Origin of the sequence: Geofilum rubicundum JCM 15548 (assembly GCF_000974365.1) — a bacterium.
GTDB lineage: Bacteria > Bacteroidota > Bacteroidia > Bacteroidales > Marinilabiliaceae > Geofilum > Geofilum rubicundum.
Window position 1 is genome coordinate 22,031 of record NZ_BAZW01000039.1, and the last position, 15,444, is coordinate 37,474.

Consider the following 15,444-nt stretch of genomic DNA (forward strand, 5'->3'; position numbering starts at 1 on the left):
CATTAAAACTCAATGCCCTTTCTGGCCTGTACGCCCGACTGGTAATAGTGTTTTATTTCCTTCATTTCGGTGACGAGGTCGGCCATATCCACCAACTCCTGCGGCGCATAGCGGCCGGTAACAATGAGTTCTGTTTCCGCCGGCTTTTGCCGCAGCACATCCATGAGTTGGTCCACTGTGAAAAGTTGGTAATGCAGGGCTATATTGGCCTCGTCGAGCACCACCATGTCATAGCGGCCCGATTGGATGATTTCTGACACTTCTGTGAGGCCGGTATGGGCCGCCTCAATGTCTTCCTGCGTCGGGTCCTTACGGATAAAACAACCTCTGCCGTATTGGCGTATGGTTATATCTGGCAGGAATTGTGCCACCGCTTCAATTTCAGAGTAGGTTTTACCCTTTACAAATTGCGCAAAAAATACTTTTTTGCCGGCACCTACCGCTCTGAGCGACAGTCCGAATGCCGCTGTGGTTTTTCCTTTTCCGTTACCCGTATATATTTGGATATAGCCTTGCATGCCTTTTTATTTTTCAACTCTGGTGAGTTGTAAAAATAACTATTTTTCTGTGCTCAAGCCTTACTGGCTCTTACTTTTTGGCGACTTGTTTTTACTCGAAGCGCTTGAAGAGCTGGTCGGCCTTTTCAGCCAGATCAAAATCCGTTTGGGTAATGCCATCTGCCTCATGCGAATAGAGCGTAATGGTGACCTTGTTGTAAGAGTTGCTCCAGTCGGGATGGTGATCCTTCTTTTCTGCCTCTATGCCGAAACCAGTCATGAAAGAAAAGGCATCGACAAAGGTGTCGAATTTGAAGTCTCTGGTAATACCCTCAGGGGTATAAGACCATTGCTTTAAGTGGTCAGACAAATGTGCGTCGATTTTACTTTGAACTATTTTTTCCATAACTTGAGATTTAAGTGATTAAACAAATCATTGAAGTTGTTCCTCTTTCCAAAGTACAACAAACGTGTTTTTAGATTGTTTAATATTAAAAATCAATTAGATATGGGAAGCTACGCTATTAAAGTTATATCAGTGGATAAGGTAACGCACGATGTGTTACATATTGTCACAGAAAAGCCAAAGGGATATGAGTTTACCCCTGGTCAGGCCACCAATGTGGCCATTAAAAAATCTGGTTGGGAAGAGGAATCGAGGCCTTTTACCTTTACCAGTCGGCCGGATGATGCGCAATTGGAATTTGTCATTAAAATGTATCCCGACCATGAGGGTGTGACCCACGAATTACGAAATCTGAAACCGGATGATCAGTTGCTGATAGATGAGCCTGGGGGGCCATTGAATATCAGGGTACAGGACTGTTTGTTGCAGGTGGTGCCGGTATTACGCCCTTTATTTCGATTTTCAGAACGCTGCATGCGGCCGGTAAGCTCTCCGGCAACCGCTTGTTGTTCGGCAACAAGCGGCAACGCGATATTATTATGGAGAAGGAATTGCGCCAGTGGTTGGGCGATGATTTTGTAAATGTATTATCGGATGAGAAAGTGGACGGAATGGCCCATGGCTTCATGGATGAAAAACTCATTAAAGAAAACAGGGTTGGTAGCAAGGTATACGTTTGCGGACCGCCACCCATGATGGATGCGGTGGGGGATGCCTTAAAAAAGATGAAGGTGGCCGACGAGGATGTCGTAACAGAAGAGTTTTAATTGAAAAAAATCCATGGATGTGACGCCATGGATTTTTTGTTTTAATTCAACTTATCCCATTCGGTGTGATTACAGACAGGGCAATTGGGCAAAGCATCATCAGCACTGTCGAGCGTGATTTCTTTGCCACACTTTTTGCATTTGTAGGTTCCTTTTCCGGGTTTTTCTCCTTTTGTTGGCATCGTCTTATGTTTTAAATATGAATGAACTATAAATTTATCATAAACAGATGAGAATTAAAAGGATCAGTTGATTTTATTTATACAGGGGGAAATCACTTGTCCTGCGCATTGATGGTTCCGGAAAACTGGAAAATGACCGGAATGCGATCGACAGAGGCAGGGATGGCTTTTTTGATGCCTTCAGGGTTGGTGCAATAGGAGACAATGATGGCAGTGCCATGATTGTCCTTACCCAAACCGATGGCCGTCACACCGTCAATACTGAGCCACTGCCGCTCGTACCTCCTTTTTATCTTCAAAGCCCTCGTGCTGTCATTCATTCCTGGTCTTGTTTATCTGGCAAAGAAATCTTTAATTCATCAAATACATTTTGAATGCGGTTGATAAGCGTGGACGTTTCACTACCTGCGTAAAGCAGACCAACCAGATTGTTTTGCAGATCCAGGACGGCCGAGCCGCTGTCGCCACCCTGACTCATGGCGCCGGCCAGCAGTTGGTCGGTGAATACGGCGGTTTTGTTATAACCGTAACTCACACTCACCGTCACATCGGTCTGTTCAATCGTACCGGTGGTTAATCCGGTTGTGCGGCCGCTCTTCTTAATCTTCATTTCCAGCTCCGCCTCTTTAATCGCTGCGATGGTGCCAATTTGTAAAATTTCCATGGCAATATCTTCGGGGCTGATGGGTTTGGCAATGGCACAATCGGTTTTATTGTCGCGCTTTTGAATGCGATAGGCTTTAAGTCGGGTCTGACTGCCCATCAGTCTCGAAAGTGCGTTAAGGGATGAGGTGATCCACCGGGTAAGGTTACAGGATGAGGTCTGCATTTCCTGCTGAAAGTTGATGGGGATGAAGTCCGACAACTCCGCGATGATGTCTCCCGGATTGATGCCGCCATCATAGCTGCCGGGTTGTATGATCAGATCGCCAATACCGGCCTCGTTGCTGTTGGCAATCACATGGTTGTTGGAGAGCAGATAGAGTTGATCCCCTTTTTGCACCCAGCACCCAAGGGTGCCGGCGGAGACTTCGGTGTGGCTGATGCTGCAGCCGCCCGGGACGGGGCGGAACCGTTCCGTTGGTGCATTTAAAGCACGGAAGAGGCCTGTGGCTCTTACATCGGTGGGGATATTTTGAATGCGTGAAGGAATGATATCGGCTTTTGGGAGTCTGGCAACCGGCTTTTTATTGTCCACCGAGCAGACAATCGCCAGTTCATTCGTCGACTTTCCGGCCACTGTTTTGTAGCCAATACCGGTGGCGACCACATTCTGGCGCATCATAAGCTCCCGCTGGGCAACGTGGAGTTGCTTTTTAATGTTTTGATAATGGTTGGACATGTGCATGCTTTTTTATGGATGAGGGTTATACTTATTTGTTGTCTGAAATTTAAGGTTTCTTTGGTAATTGGTCAAGGGGTCAGGAGGCAGGATCAGAAAAGGTCAAAGGTGCTGTATGCCTTATCATCTATGCTTTACGTAGTTATTAGCAGGGGTGTGAAAATTATCAATAAAATTTGATTTATTGTTTTGGAGTTGTCAATCTATTTTATACATTTGCACTCGCAATTCGGACGAGAGTTGGGAGTTAGATTAAAAGCCTGGAGGGATGGGTGAGTGGCTGAAACCAGCAGTTTGCTAAACTGCCGTACGGGTAACCGTACCGGGGGTTCGAATCCCCCTCTCTCCGCTGTTCATATTTTTTTTCGGGGTGTAGCGCAGTCCGGTAGCGCACCTGGTTTGGGACCAGGGGGTCCCAGGTTCGAATCCTGGTACCCCGACAAAAGGGGAAGCAACCCCAATCAAAAGCCTGCAAATCGTTTGATTTGCAGGCTTTTGTGTTTTTTATGAATTGAATCAAATCGGTTTATATCAGAATAAATGAGAACTAAAGACTACCCGTTGGCCGATCTTTCCTATCAATTCATTACTGATTTTGAACACTTTTTACGGTCACATAAGCCCCTTGACCATCAAAAGCCCATGGGTAACAACGGTGTAATGAAATATTTAGAGCGATTTAGAAAAATAGTTACCATGGGTGCACGTTTGGAATGGCTCGAAAAGGATCCCTTTACCCATTATCAATTGAAATTCCATAAAACTACCAGAGAATTTCTAACCGCTGATGAACTCGAAAGAATAGAGAGGAAAGGGCTATCTCTCCCTCGTTTGCAGTATGTCCGCGATTTGTTTGTATTTAGCTGTTACACCGGTCTGGCCTATATTGATGCCATACAGTTAAAACCTGAGAATATCTCTATTGGAATAGATGGAGAAAATTGGATTTCAATCAGCCGGCAAAAAACCAGAGAACCTGTTCGCATTCCTATTTTACCTAAGGCCCAAGAAGTCCTCGATACCTATAAAAACCATCCACGTGCCCTCAACGTTGGATGCCTGTTTCCCAATATATCCAATCAAAAGCTAAACAGCTATTTGAAGGAGGTAGCTGATTTGTGCAATATTCAAAAGCCCCTCACATTTCATATTGCCAGGCATACTTTTGCCACAACTGTCACTCTCACCAATGGGGTTCCATTGGAGACAGTTTCAAAGCTATTGGGCCATAGCTCCATTCAAATGACCCAGGTCTATGCCAAAATCGTTGAACAGAAGGTCAGTCAGGATATGAGTAACTTAAGGAGTACACTTATTCAGCAAAAAGAAGGGCAGAACAGTGGCAAGAGTCGGGTAATTTAGATTTCAGTTAGCTTATGCATTTTAGACCAAATAGGTTCGAATCGTGTTAAAAGCATGATATTTCTCATATTTTTTGGTCTAAAATGCATAACTTGGGTTAATTAAGTTTGTTCGGCACCTTTATTAATCCTAACTTTTTTTGTTATGCTTACCCCTTTCAGCGATTATTGCGATCAGTATTTTGACTATTTGAATAGTGCTATTAAAAAATCTGAATCTCATTTAAAGAAAGCTGAAAGAATAATTGCATTTACCACCCGAAGTCTTCAAGAGTTGAAAGCCATGATTCTTGACCATGGGTTTTCTAAGCAGGACGAGGAAATTCATTTCTTCAAGATCTTAAAACCCAAGGTGTTTTCTCAACTGATTTATTATACCAGAGTTAAGCAGGTGGAAAGTATCTTGCCTTATTTTGGCTATTTAAAGGATAAGGAAAAGTTTCTGGCCAATGAACTTAGGGTTATCGGTCTTTTCTTTCAAAACAATATGGACTTCTGCAATTACATGCGCAATGACTTTTCTTTTCTTGACGATAAATATTTCCTAAGGGGACAGACTGATAGCCAACTTTTCGATGAGTCTTTCTTGTCAATAACCGATCCTGATTTTGCTACCTGTTACGATTATAAAGCCGCCTGTTTGTTGGCTTATGATCTATTGACCATTTTTCTGAATAAAAAAGTTGAGAGTATTTATGGAACCGGTGATGAATCCTTTGTGGTAGAAGAACCCTTTCCGCATTTGCATTGGACCGGCTCCAAAATAGCCCTTGTGGAACTTATTTATGCATTGCAGGCAAGTGGATGTATCAACCACGGCCATGCAGGTATCAAGGATTTAAAAGAAACTTTTGAGAAAGTTTTTGAAATTGAACTGGGGGATTGTTACCGCCTGTTCCTGGAAATTAAAGCTCGAAATCATACCACCAAATTCTTAGACCAGCTATGTGAGAGTCTCAATAACAAAATAGAAGCTCAAGATCAATAGTTGCTGTTGAGAGCTCCAGATTTTGATTGTAATAATTGCAAAAGTATCAAGTTACACCCAAGTTGTGGGAATGCCTGTTTTAGTCTCTGCAAATGAGGTATTTGCATTAATTAGGCTCAAAATCATTCCAAAATTAATTTTTCCCCAAGTTGGGTACGTATTGAAGGTTTGTTCGTTTGTAACTTTTTAATTTTGAATCATTAACCCTTAAAACCAAAATCATGGCAGCAGAAATTATTACAGTTGAGGACTTACAAACCTTCAAAAGTGAACTCATCAGCGACATTAAGCAACTCCTGAAGGAGCAAACCGGACAGCCCGTCAAAAAATGGCTGAAATCTTACGAGGTTCGGAAATTACTGAACATCTCTCCAGGCACGCTTCAAAATCTTCGCGTCAACGGATCGCTCCCCTACACCAAAATCGGTGGCGTCATGTATTACGATTATGCCGACATTCAAAACATGTTACAGGCCAATAAATACCAAAACACTTTTCGTTAGAAGACTATGAGGTATGAATTATATCAAGCACCTCAATGCAGTGTTTAACCACATGGATCAAAACCCGGCATTAAGCGCGCAACACATCAGTCTTTATCTGCCTTATTTCGGCGCTGGAATAGGAATTTTTTCCAGAATCCCATAGTTGCAGTGCGCGATGAATTAATGAAGACGTCCAGGATAGGTTCAGTAAACACCTATACCAAGTGTCTGAAGCAGCTCGATCAGTTCGGTTACATCCAATACAAACCATCTTTTAACCGGAACATCGGGAGCCAGATTCACCTGTTCATTTTTGATAAAGGATGTGAACTGGCAGTGAGCCCTTTTATAAACAAAACAAACTATTTTCTTACACAAAGGGATGAGAAATTAAATGATGAAATTTTAAACCAGAATTCAATGGCAAAAAATGACCTGTCGGGTTACGGACCCGACATACCCCCATCCGAAGATCACATAAAAATTTATTTCAGCGAAAAAGGGTTTCCACCTATCGAGGCCGAGAAATTTTTCAATTAATACCAAAGCAATGGTTGGTTGGTGGGAGGGAAGAGCAAAATGAAAGATTGGAAAGCCGCTGCACGAAACTGGATACTCAATCAGCAGCGCTTTAATGGCCGTAGGACTTCCTCCCGGCAAAATCCAAAACCAAAGAATGAAAGTCTTCCTAAGCTGGGTTCCCCCCAGTTTAGGCAGGACAAAGATTACGACACCCCACTTTAAAACTCAACATCAAAAACCATGACCCCATTGTATCAACAGGCCTTTAACTATTTGCAAAACAAAGGCTCCCAAATTTACGGGCCTCTGTTCCGGGTTCTGAATGAGGACCATCTCATCATTCAGCGACTATTAGCCTGGTCGTTGAAAGATGCACCAACAGCTCAACAGTTAGGCGTAGATCTTACCAAAGGCCTGATGGTTACTGGTCCTATAGGTTGCGGAAAATCATCTTTGATGAACCTCATGCGTTTTTACATCAAAGACGAAACTCCCCACATCTTAAAGCCCTGTCGTGATATCGCCTTTGAGTTCGAGAAAGCCGGCTTTGAAGTCATCCGGCGATATGCCTGCGTCTCTTATCACAACTCCACGCATAGACCCTATGTGAAATCTTTCTGCTTCGACGACCTGGGAACCGAGCACAGCCTTCGACACTTCGGACAGGAATGCAACATCATGGCCGAAATCATCTTGTCCCGCTACGACCACTTCATCCACAACAATATGCTCACCCATTTTACCACTAACCTCTCTGCAGACGAAATAGAAAAGTTCTATGGCCCCAGGGTTCGTTCTCGCCTACGGGAAATGTGCAACCTTATCGCGTTTCCAAGGGACGCGCCGGATAAAAGGAAATAGCCAGCAATTATTTTGTTAATAATATTTTTATCTTAGCATATTTGTTTCATAAACGCAATACTTTTTTTGTAATTGTTAGCTGCAAATTAAAGAAACCATATATCATGTATAAAACAATGGGGGTTTATGTGTTTAATGCCGGTGTCGTCTTACAGGAAGAGGGCATCAATTGAAGCGAAGCGAAATTCATGAGCGCCTAATTAAAACAAGATTGCGAGTAAATCACCTAAGGGTGCTTTGGTTAAGAGCCACTTTTTAGCCGACACTTCAAGCATAATGACGATATTCACAGGCAATAAAATATCAAGAATTAAACAGAAAAAATGAACTAAGCTGTACACAATAAATCAATATCCTTCATCTGGTCAATAGCAGACGACTGTTTGCGTGATGTTTATGTAAGAGGAAAATACCGTGATGTAATTTTGCCAATGGTGGTGCTTCGCAGGCTCGATGCTTTACTTGAACCAACTAAGGCAGCTGTGCTTGAAGAATTGGTTTTTCAAAGGGAGGAATGCAAGTTTACCGAATGGGACGAAAACGGTTTACGACAAGCCAGCGGTTATGTGTTTTACAATACCAGCGAATGGACATTGCAACGCTTACACGATACCGCTACCAACAACCAACAAATACTTCAAGCCAACTTTGAGGATTATTTGAATGGCTTTAGCGGAAATGTAAAGGAGATTATTGAGAAATTTAAACTCAAAAGCCAGGTTCGGCACATGGCTTCGAAAGATGTGTTGTTGAATGTGTTGGAGAAATTCACTTCACCTTATATCAATCTCACTCCATTTGAAAAGAACGATCCCGAAGGACGTAAACTACCGCCATTAACCAATTTGGGAATGGGTTATGTGTTTGAAGAATTGATTCGCAAGTTTAACGAAGACAATAACGAAGAAGCCGGTGAGCATTTTACGCCCCGTGAGGTAATTGACCTAATGACACACATTATTTTTGAACCTGTTAAAGATAAACTTACACCGGTAATGACCATTTACGACCCTGCCTGTGGTAGTGGTGGTATGCTTACCGAATCGCAGAATTTCGTAAAGGACGAAGATGGCGAAATAAAAGCCAAAGGCGATGTGTATTTGTATGGTAAGGAAATAAACGATGAAACCTATGCCATATGCAAATCGGATATGATGATTAAGGGAAACAATCCCGAAAATATACGTGTAGGTTCAACGCTGAGTACCGATGAATTTGCAGGAACCACTTTTGACTATATGCTTTCTAATCCGCCTTATGGTAAATCGTGGGCAAGTGAGCAAAAATTTATTAAAGATGGCAAAGACATTATTGACCCACGTTTTCAAATTAAGCTGAAAAACTATTGGGGCATTGAACAAGATGCTGATGCAACGCCTCGTTCGTCTGACGGGCAATTGCTTTTTTTGATGGAGATGGTGAGCAAAATGAAACCATTAACACAAAGTCCATTAGGTTCTCGTATTGCTTCTGTACATAACGGAAGCAGCTTGTTTACAGGTGATGCTGGTGGTGGCGAAAGCAATATTCGCCGATACATTATTGAAAATGATTGGTTGGAAGCCATTGTGCAAATGCCCAACAACTTGTTTTACAATACGGGCATTACTACCTATATCTGGATTTTAAGCAACAGCAAAGCTGCTAACCGCAAAGGCAAAGTACAATTGATTGATGCCGGTTTATTGTTCCGCAAACTGCGTAAAAACTTAGGCAACAAAAACTGTGAGTTTGCACCCGAACATATCCGTGAAATAGTTTCGGTATATGAAAAGATGCAAGCGGTTGACCGTGCAATACACCCGGAAACCAAAGAAGAACAAGGCATCGCTTCTCAACTATTTGACAATACCGATTTTGGTTATTACAAAGTTACCATTGAACGCCCTAAACGATTAAAAGCACAATTTACTGCTGAACGTATTGCCGAATTGCGTTTTGATAAAACCTTGCGTGAACCCATGGTTTGGGCGTATGAAACTTTTGGAGAAAGCCTATATACCGACCTATCCAAGCACGAAAAAGAAATTACAGAATGGTGCGAAAAAAATGAACTGAACCTCAATGCCAAGCAAAGTAAAACATTGGTGAGTGAAGCTCTTTGGACAAAGCAGTTGGAGTTGTTAAACACCGCCACCAAATTGATGCAAGCCATTGGTAATGACGAATACAGCGATTTTAATCTTTTCAAAGAAAAAGTGGATGCTACCGTAAAGACGTTGCACCGCAACGTCTCCTCCTCTGAAAAAAATGCCATCCTAAATGCAGTAACTTGGTACGATGCCACTGCCGAAAAAGTAATAAAAGGCACCACCAAATTAACAGGCGATAAACTAGTACAATTACTTGAACACTTAGATTGTAAAGAAACGGAGCTGGCTAATTATGGCTACTTTGCTACCAATAAAAAAGGCGAATACATACAATACGAAACTGAAAGCGATTTGCGCGACACTGAAAATGTACCACTGAAAGAAAATATTTACAGCTACTTTTTGCGTGAGGTCTTACCCCATGTTGCAGAAGCTTGGGTTAATTTGGATGCCACCAAAATTGGCTACGAAATAAGCTTCAACAAATACTTTTACCGCCATAAACCTTTGCGAACAATTGATGAAGTAAGCACTGATATTCTGAAACTGGAAGCATTGAGTGATGGTTTGATTCGTGAAATATTAAAATTGGGATAATCAATTTTCACATTGTCGCTATGGTGGCGACTTTTTTGAAAAAAACACGCATGATATGGAAATTGAAAACAGCCAAAAAGAAATTGAAAACAGAATTTTCACTTTTCGCAAAACGCAGGTGATGATTGATAAAGATTTAGCCGAAATGTATGGAGTAGATACAAAAGTGCTCAATCAAGCTGTAAAAAGAAATATTGAACGTTTTCCCGATTCATTTAGATTCCAATTAACTGAAAATGAACGAAACGAACTGGTCACAATTTGTGACCGGTTGCAAAAGCTGAAACATTCTTCGGTTTTCCCTTATGCATTTACCGAACAAGGCATTGCCATGCTTTCGGCTGTGCTTCGCAGCGAAACCGCCATTGTGGTAAGCATAAAAATCATGAATGCTTTTGTGCAGATGCGTAAATTGGTGCTCGATAATGCTGGCTTATTTCAACGTCTCGATAAACTTGAAGTCTCTCAAATAGAGACCAACCAAAAATTTGAGCAACTGTTTAAAGCGCTTGAAAGTAAAACGGAACAACCCGACAAAGGTATTTTCTTTGAAGGACAAATATTTGATGCCTATGTATTTGTTGCCGACCTGATTAAAAAGGCTAAAACAAGCATCATACTTGTTGACAATTACGTTGACGAAACCGTGCTTATACTTTTGGCCAAACGCAACAAAGATGTTGTGGCCACTATTTACACCAAGCAAATTAATCCACAGTTTAAACTGGACATTAAAAAGCACAACGGGCAATACCCTGCAATTGAAATAAAAATCCTGACCGATACACACGACCGGTTTTTATTGCTCGACCACAAAGAATTGTACCACATTGGAGCCTCGCTTAAAGATTTAGGTAAAAAATGGTTTGCCTTTTCGAGAATGGACGATTTTGCACCCGAAATTTTGAACCGAATACAGAAAAACAATGAATAGCGTAACATACAACAAATACCCCGCTTATAAAGATTCAGCAGTGGAATGGTTGGGGGAGATACCTGAACATTGGGAATGTACAAAAATGAAACATCTGTTTCAGGATGTATCAATAAAGAAAAAAGCTAATGCAGAATTGTTGTCTGTTACTCAAGATCAAGGTGTAGTTCCACGAACTTGGGTGGAAAATAGAATGGTGATGCCTTCGGGTGCTTTGGAATCTTTTAAATATATAAATAAAGGCGATTTTGCAATTAGTTTAAGGTCTTTTGAAGGTGGATTAGAATACTGTCATCATGATGGAATTATCAGTCCTGCATATACAGTTCTTAAAGCTAAACGCAATTTTGAAAGTCAATTCTATAAATATCTTTTTAAAAGTTTCTCGTTTATTTCAGAATTACAAACAAGTGTTGTCGGAATTAGACAAGGGAAAAATATAAGTTTCGAAGAGCTTTCGTATTCGTATTTACCAATCCCACCTCTCCCCGAACAAACCGCCATTGCTGCCTTTCTCGACTGCAAAACAGCCCTGATAGACCAAGCCGTTGGCATCAAACAAAAACAAATAGAACTGCTCAAAGAACGCAGGAAAATACTTATACACAAAGCCGTTACCCGTGGACTAAACCCCAATGTAAAAATGAAAGATAGCGGTGTGGAATGGATTGGGGAGATACCGGAACATTGGGAGCTTTTATTTATGAATTATGCAATCAACGCAATAGCAGATGTTGATCACTATATGCCGCCAACTATTGAAAATGGTGTCCCATACGTTATGACAGGTGACTTAAAGGAGTTTGCAAGCGATATTGACTTTGACGGTTGTAAAAAAGTAAGTAGAAGAGACTATTATAATCTTTCAAAAAAGATCAAAAGCTCAATAGGCGATGTCATTTTAGCTCGTTACGCAACGATTGGAACTGCATCATATGTAAACATTGATTTGAACTTTATAGTATCGTACTCATGCGTAACAATTAAACCTAACCCCTCTAAACTATTGGGTCTGTATTTATTTTATTACTTTAAATCTGATGCTTTTGTCACAGACATAAAAAATCAAGTCAATACAAATACTCAAGGTAATGTTGGTATTGGAAATTTAAAAAAAGTAAAACTTGTAATTCCTCCAATCAATGAGCAATATGAAATTGTTAAACATATTGAAACTTCTACCACCAAAATAGCTACCACCATCTCCCTCAAAGAGCAAGAAATTGAAAAGCTAAAGGAATATAAGGCAACGTTGATAAATAGTGCGGTAACGGGTAAAATAAAAGTTTGTTAGTATGAGCACACATCAACTACATCCGCAAATAATAAAAACGCAGGATCTTTTCGCTAAGGCAAACCTTACCATACCAGATTATCAGCGCCCCTATAAATGGACCTCTAAAAATGTCAATCAACTGATTGATGATATTGTACATCATCAAACTAAATCGGCTTACAGGTTGGGCACTATCGTGTTTTACAAGGACAAAAAACAAAGGCTCAATGTGGTAGATGGGCAACAGCGCACCGTTACACTTTTGCTGATAGCCTTGGCTATACATAGCAATGAAGGTCGCTTAAAAGAGGCCATGACAAAAGCAAAAGTGAGGGCTGTAGAATCACAATGGTTTAACCACTTGGCTTTTAAAAACTTAATTACGCTTAATAATATTCGAGACAATTACCGAGAAATAGCAAGGCGTGTAGCCGATTTTGATGTAGCCACAGTGCTTTTCTTTTTTGAGAAATGTGAGCTGGTTGAAGTTGTTCTGCAAGATGTTTCAGAAGCCTTCCAGTTTTTCGATTCGCAAAATGCACGAGGTAAAGATTTAGAGCCCCACGATTTGCTCAAAGCGTTTCATTTGCGGGAAATGGCAGAAGTATCTACAGAGCACGAGCGTATGCAAAGCGTTGCCATTTGGGAAAACCAAAACATGAACCAATTGAAAATTGTATTTGCCAACTTTTTATACCGCATCCGCAACTGGTCTAAAGGGCAATCGGCACGCCACTTCACAAAAAACGAAGCCGATTTGTTTAAAGGCATCAGCCCAAGCATAAAGGAACCGTTTCCCTTTGCCGACTTATATCGCATCGGGCATTTTTATGTGGATGGATATAACCGTGATTTTAACCGAAACATTGATAGGAACAAACTGAATTATCCTTTTCAGATTAATCAGGTTATCATAAACGGCAAGCGCTTCTTTGAGATGATTGACCATTACATGGAAGTATTGAATGACATCAAGTCCATTGAAAACCAATCAAATGAGGCCAAAAGGATATACAAAACGCTTGAAAGCTATGATGGCAGAAATAGAACAGGTGATAAATACGTTCGCAACTTATTTGACTGTTGCCTAATATACTATTGGGACAAATTTGGTGCGGTAGAAATGGATCGAGCCGTAGAGAAATTTTTTATTTGGGCATACAGTTTACGGCTTAATATGAAAAACGTGCAGTTGGCTTCAATAGATAATTATGCTTTAGAAGGGCCTTATGTTTTCAAAACCATAAAAGAAGCACTGCACCCAAGCGAGGTTTTAAATATCAAACTTCCTTCGTTAACGAATGTAAGTTCTACCAAAACAAAAGACTTAGAACAAATTTTCAAAGAACTGAAATACCTCAATGACTAATACTATTCCAACATTCAGCGTAGGTGAGATATTCACGTCAGGCAGGTACGTTATACCTATCTACCAAAGAAACTATGCATGGGGAGAACCTGAAATTACCCAGCTCATTCAGGATATTTTTGATTTTTCCGATTCAGAAAAGCGGCTTTCAAACTACTATATCGGAACACTGGTGGTATTTGAACGTCATTTGGGCAATGAAACCGTTTACGAAACCATAGATGGTCAGCAACGCCTTACCACACTTAATATCTTATTGTGCGCTTTGCATAGAGCATTTGGGAGTAAGATTTCAAACAAAATTTCATATACCCAGAACTTGACCTTCGACAGCAGGAAAAAATCAACAGAAACGTTAGAAGTGATTTCAAGGCCCGGTGCCGATTTGCAATACATGCAAACAAAGGAGTATAACCCAAATATACAGCAAGGATATTTGGATGCTCAAAAGGTGCTTAAGAAACTATTGACTACCGATGAAAAAATTAAAACTTTTTATTCATTTCTGTCAGAGAAAGTCCATATCATGCGGGTTTCCGTTCCTGAAGATACCGACCTAAATCATTATTTCGAAATTATGAACAGTCGTGGAGAGCAGCTAGAGAAGCATGAAATTCTTAAAGCACAAATGCTAGACATCCTTCATAAGGATGAAAAATTGAGTTATACATTTAACCTCATTTGGGAAGCCTGTGCAGATATGGAGCGTTATGTTCAGTATGGTTTTACAATCGAGCAACGAACAAAAGTATTCACACCTAAGAATTGGAACCAATTAACCTGTAACAATCTGGATGAAGTTGCAGATATGGTTTATGATAATCAAAAGAGCATAGCAACAATAAATGCACCTAGCGCAAAGTCAATCGTTGAAATCGTTCAATCAACAGAGTCGTTCAGCAGGCTAAATCACCAAAAAGATGATGCTCCTGACAGGTTTACGTCAGTAATCAATTTTTCGAATTTCTTATTGCATGTACTGCGCATTCAAACAGAAGAAGATATAAGTTTAGATGATAAGCGCCTTATTGATTTATTTACCAAAATGCTAGCTAAATATAAAGATGAACCTGAAAAGAAAATTGAGTTTGCAAAAGCGTTCGGCTTCAATTTATTAAAGTGCAAGTGGCTTTTTGATAACTTTATTATTAAACGTGAATTTGTTCGAGAGCAAGACCAGTGGAGTTTAAAACGGCTTAAGTGGTATGAAGGAAATAAAGTGAGCTATGTGAATTCTTTTGGTTCGGAAGACGAAAGCGAAGGAGCGAACAAGGAAATCCTAATGTTGCTTTCCATGTTTCATGTATCAACACCAACATTAGTTTACAAACATTGGTTGAATGCAGCATTGCTTTTTGTTTTTAAAAACAGCAATGTTTCGGCAGATGACTACAGTAATTATTTGAAGAATCTAGCTAAAGCCTATTTGTTCGACCGCTATTTAGCAATAGAATCTAATCGGGTTGAGTTCTATGATATAATATACAAAAACGAAGGAAAATCGTTAAACAGCAATGACAAGCAAAAACAAGATTTTAGTCTGCTCGACCAGGGGACAGATGTGGAAAATTTTGTTTTCAACTACCTTGATTTTATCCTTTGGAATAATAAAGTGGCAGGTGCTTCGGTATTTGAATTTGCATTCAGAAGTTCGGTTGAACATTATTACCCGCAAGATCCCATAGCTAAAGAATACAAAATAGCCCCTGATATTTTTAATCTCTTTGGTAACCTCTGTTTGATTAGTAGCAGTAAGAATTCTAA

16 protein-coding genes and 2 tRNA genes are annotated in these 15,444 nt (G+C 40.5%); 13 read left to right on the forward strand and 5 right to left on the reverse strand.

Features of this window, described 5'->3' with window-relative positions:
- Positions 1-2 precede the first annotated feature (2 nt).
- Both cobO and JCM15548_RS14695 read right to left on the reverse strand, forming a co-directional pair.
- Positions 3-518 carry a cob(I)yrinic acid a,c-diamide adenosyltransferase gene (gene cobO, locus JCM15548_RS14690; protein WP_062126959.1) on the reverse strand — a complete coding sequence of 172 codons (516 nt, stop codon included), beginning with the start codon at positions 516-518 and terminating at the stop codon, positions 3-5.
- Positions 519-609: 91 nt separating this feature from the next.
- A complete protein-coding gene (locus JCM15548_RS14695) occupies positions 610-903 on the reverse strand; it encodes a 4a-hydroxytetrahydrobiopterin dehydratase (protein WP_062126962.1) in 294 nt (97 codons plus the stop codon).
- 102 nt (positions 904-1,005) lie between these two features.
- On the opposite strand from JCM15548_RS14695, the gene JCM15548_RS14700 reads away from it, so the two are divergent.
- Positions 1,006-1,485 (forward strand): FAD-binding oxidoreductase, encoded by a 480-nt coding sequence (locus tag JCM15548_RS14700; RefSeq protein WP_227625893.1) that lies wholly within the window; start codon positions 1,006-1,008, stop codon positions 1,483-1,485.
- Positions 1,374-1,670: a ferredoxin reductase domain-containing protein gene (locus tag JCM15548_RS24355; protein WP_227625894.1), complete on the forward strand. Its 297-nt coding sequence runs from the start codon at positions 1,374-1,376 to the stop codon at positions 1,668-1,670. The genes JCM15548_RS14700 and JCM15548_RS24355 overlap by 112 nt, the downstream gene beginning before the upstream one ends.
- 41 nt (positions 1,671-1,711) lie before the next feature.
- On the opposite strand, the gene JCM15548_RS21195 is transcribed toward JCM15548_RS24355, so the two are convergent.
- From JCM15548_RS21195 to JCM15548_RS14710, 3 genes are all read right to left on the reverse strand, one after another.
- Positions 1,712-1,882, reverse strand: coding sequence for a zinc ribbon-containing protein (locus JCM15548_RS21195; RefSeq protein WP_227625895.1), 171 nt, complete (start codon positions 1,880-1,882; stop codon positions 1,712-1,714).
- 62 nt (positions 1,883-1,944) lie between these two features.
- The gene (locus JCM15548_RS14705; protein ID WP_062126964.1) at positions 1,945-2,172 is read right to left on the reverse strand and encodes a hypothetical protein; all 228 of its coding nucleotides are present in this window, start codon (positions 2,170-2,172) and stop codon (positions 1,945-1,947) included.
- Positions 2,169-3,194, reverse strand: coding sequence for a hypothetical protein (locus JCM15548_RS14710; protein ID WP_062126967.1), 1,026 nt, complete (start codon positions 3,192-3,194; stop codon positions 2,169-2,171). The genes JCM15548_RS14705 and JCM15548_RS14710 overlap by 4 nt, the downstream gene beginning before the upstream one ends.
- Positions 3,195-3,456: 262 nt before the next feature.
- Here JCM15548_RS14710 and JCM15548_RS14715 point away from each other — a divergent pair.
- The 11 genes from JCM15548_RS14715 to JCM15548_RS14770 all read left to right on the forward strand — a co-directional run.
- Positions 3,457-3,543: transfer RNA gene (locus tag JCM15548_RS14715), tRNA-Ser, on the forward strand.
- 17 nt (positions 3,544-3,560) lie between these two features.
- Positions 3,561-3,634, forward strand: a tRNA-Pro gene (locus JCM15548_RS14720).
- Positions 3,635-3,734: 100 nt separating this feature from the next.
- Positions 3,735-4,556 (forward strand): site-specific integrase, encoded by an 822-nt coding sequence (locus JCM15548_RS14725; RefSeq protein WP_083985168.1) that lies wholly within the window; start codon positions 3,735-3,737, stop codon positions 4,554-4,556.
- A 144-nt stretch (positions 4,557-4,700) separates the two neighbouring features.
- The gene (locus JCM15548_RS14730; RefSeq protein ID WP_062126973.1) at positions 4,701-5,543 is read left to right on the forward strand and encodes an RteC domain-containing protein; all 843 of its coding nucleotides are present in this window, start codon (positions 4,701-4,703) and stop codon (positions 5,541-5,543) included.
- A gap of 221 nt (positions 5,544-5,764) precedes the next feature.
- Entirely contained in the window at positions 5,765-6,046 is a 282-nt protein-coding gene (locus JCM15548_RS14735) for a helix-turn-helix domain-containing protein (protein ID WP_062126976.1), read from the forward strand.
- Between the two features lie 744 nt (positions 6,047-6,790).
- Complete coding sequence (locus tag JCM15548_RS14745; protein WP_062126984.1) at positions 6,791-7,411, forward strand: hypothetical protein; 621 nt, start codon at positions 6,791-6,793, stop codon at positions 7,409-7,411.
- Positions 7,412-7,770: 359 nt separating this feature from the next.
- Positions 7,771-10,101 (forward strand): type I restriction-modification system subunit M, encoded by a 2,331-nt coding sequence (locus tag JCM15548_RS14750; RefSeq protein WP_262487086.1) that lies wholly within the window; start codon positions 7,771-7,773, stop codon positions 10,099-10,101.
- Positions 10,102-10,156: 55 nt separating this feature from the next.
- Positions 10,157-11,035, forward strand: a complete 879-nt coding sequence (locus tag JCM15548_RS14755) for an ORF6N domain-containing protein (protein ID WP_062126987.1) — start codon at positions 10,157-10,159, stop codon at positions 11,033-11,035.
- On the forward strand, positions 11,028-12,329 hold the full coding sequence (locus JCM15548_RS14760) for a restriction endonuclease subunit S (RefSeq protein ID WP_062126990.1): 1,302 nt from the start codon (positions 11,028-11,030) through the stop codon (positions 12,327-12,329). Before JCM15548_RS14755 ends, JCM15548_RS14760 begins: the two co-directional genes overlap by 8 nt.
- Before the next feature lies 1 nt (position 12,330).
- Positions 12,331-13,680 (forward strand): DUF262 domain-containing protein, encoded by a 1,350-nt coding sequence (locus JCM15548_RS14765; protein WP_062126993.1) that lies wholly within the window; start codon positions 12,331-12,333, stop codon positions 13,678-13,680.
- Positions 13,673-15,444 (forward strand): DUF262 domain-containing protein (locus JCM15548_RS14770; protein ID WP_062126996.1); only part of this gene is annotated, 1,772 nt, incomplete at its 3' end. The genes JCM15548_RS14765 and JCM15548_RS14770, both read left to right, overlap by 8 nt.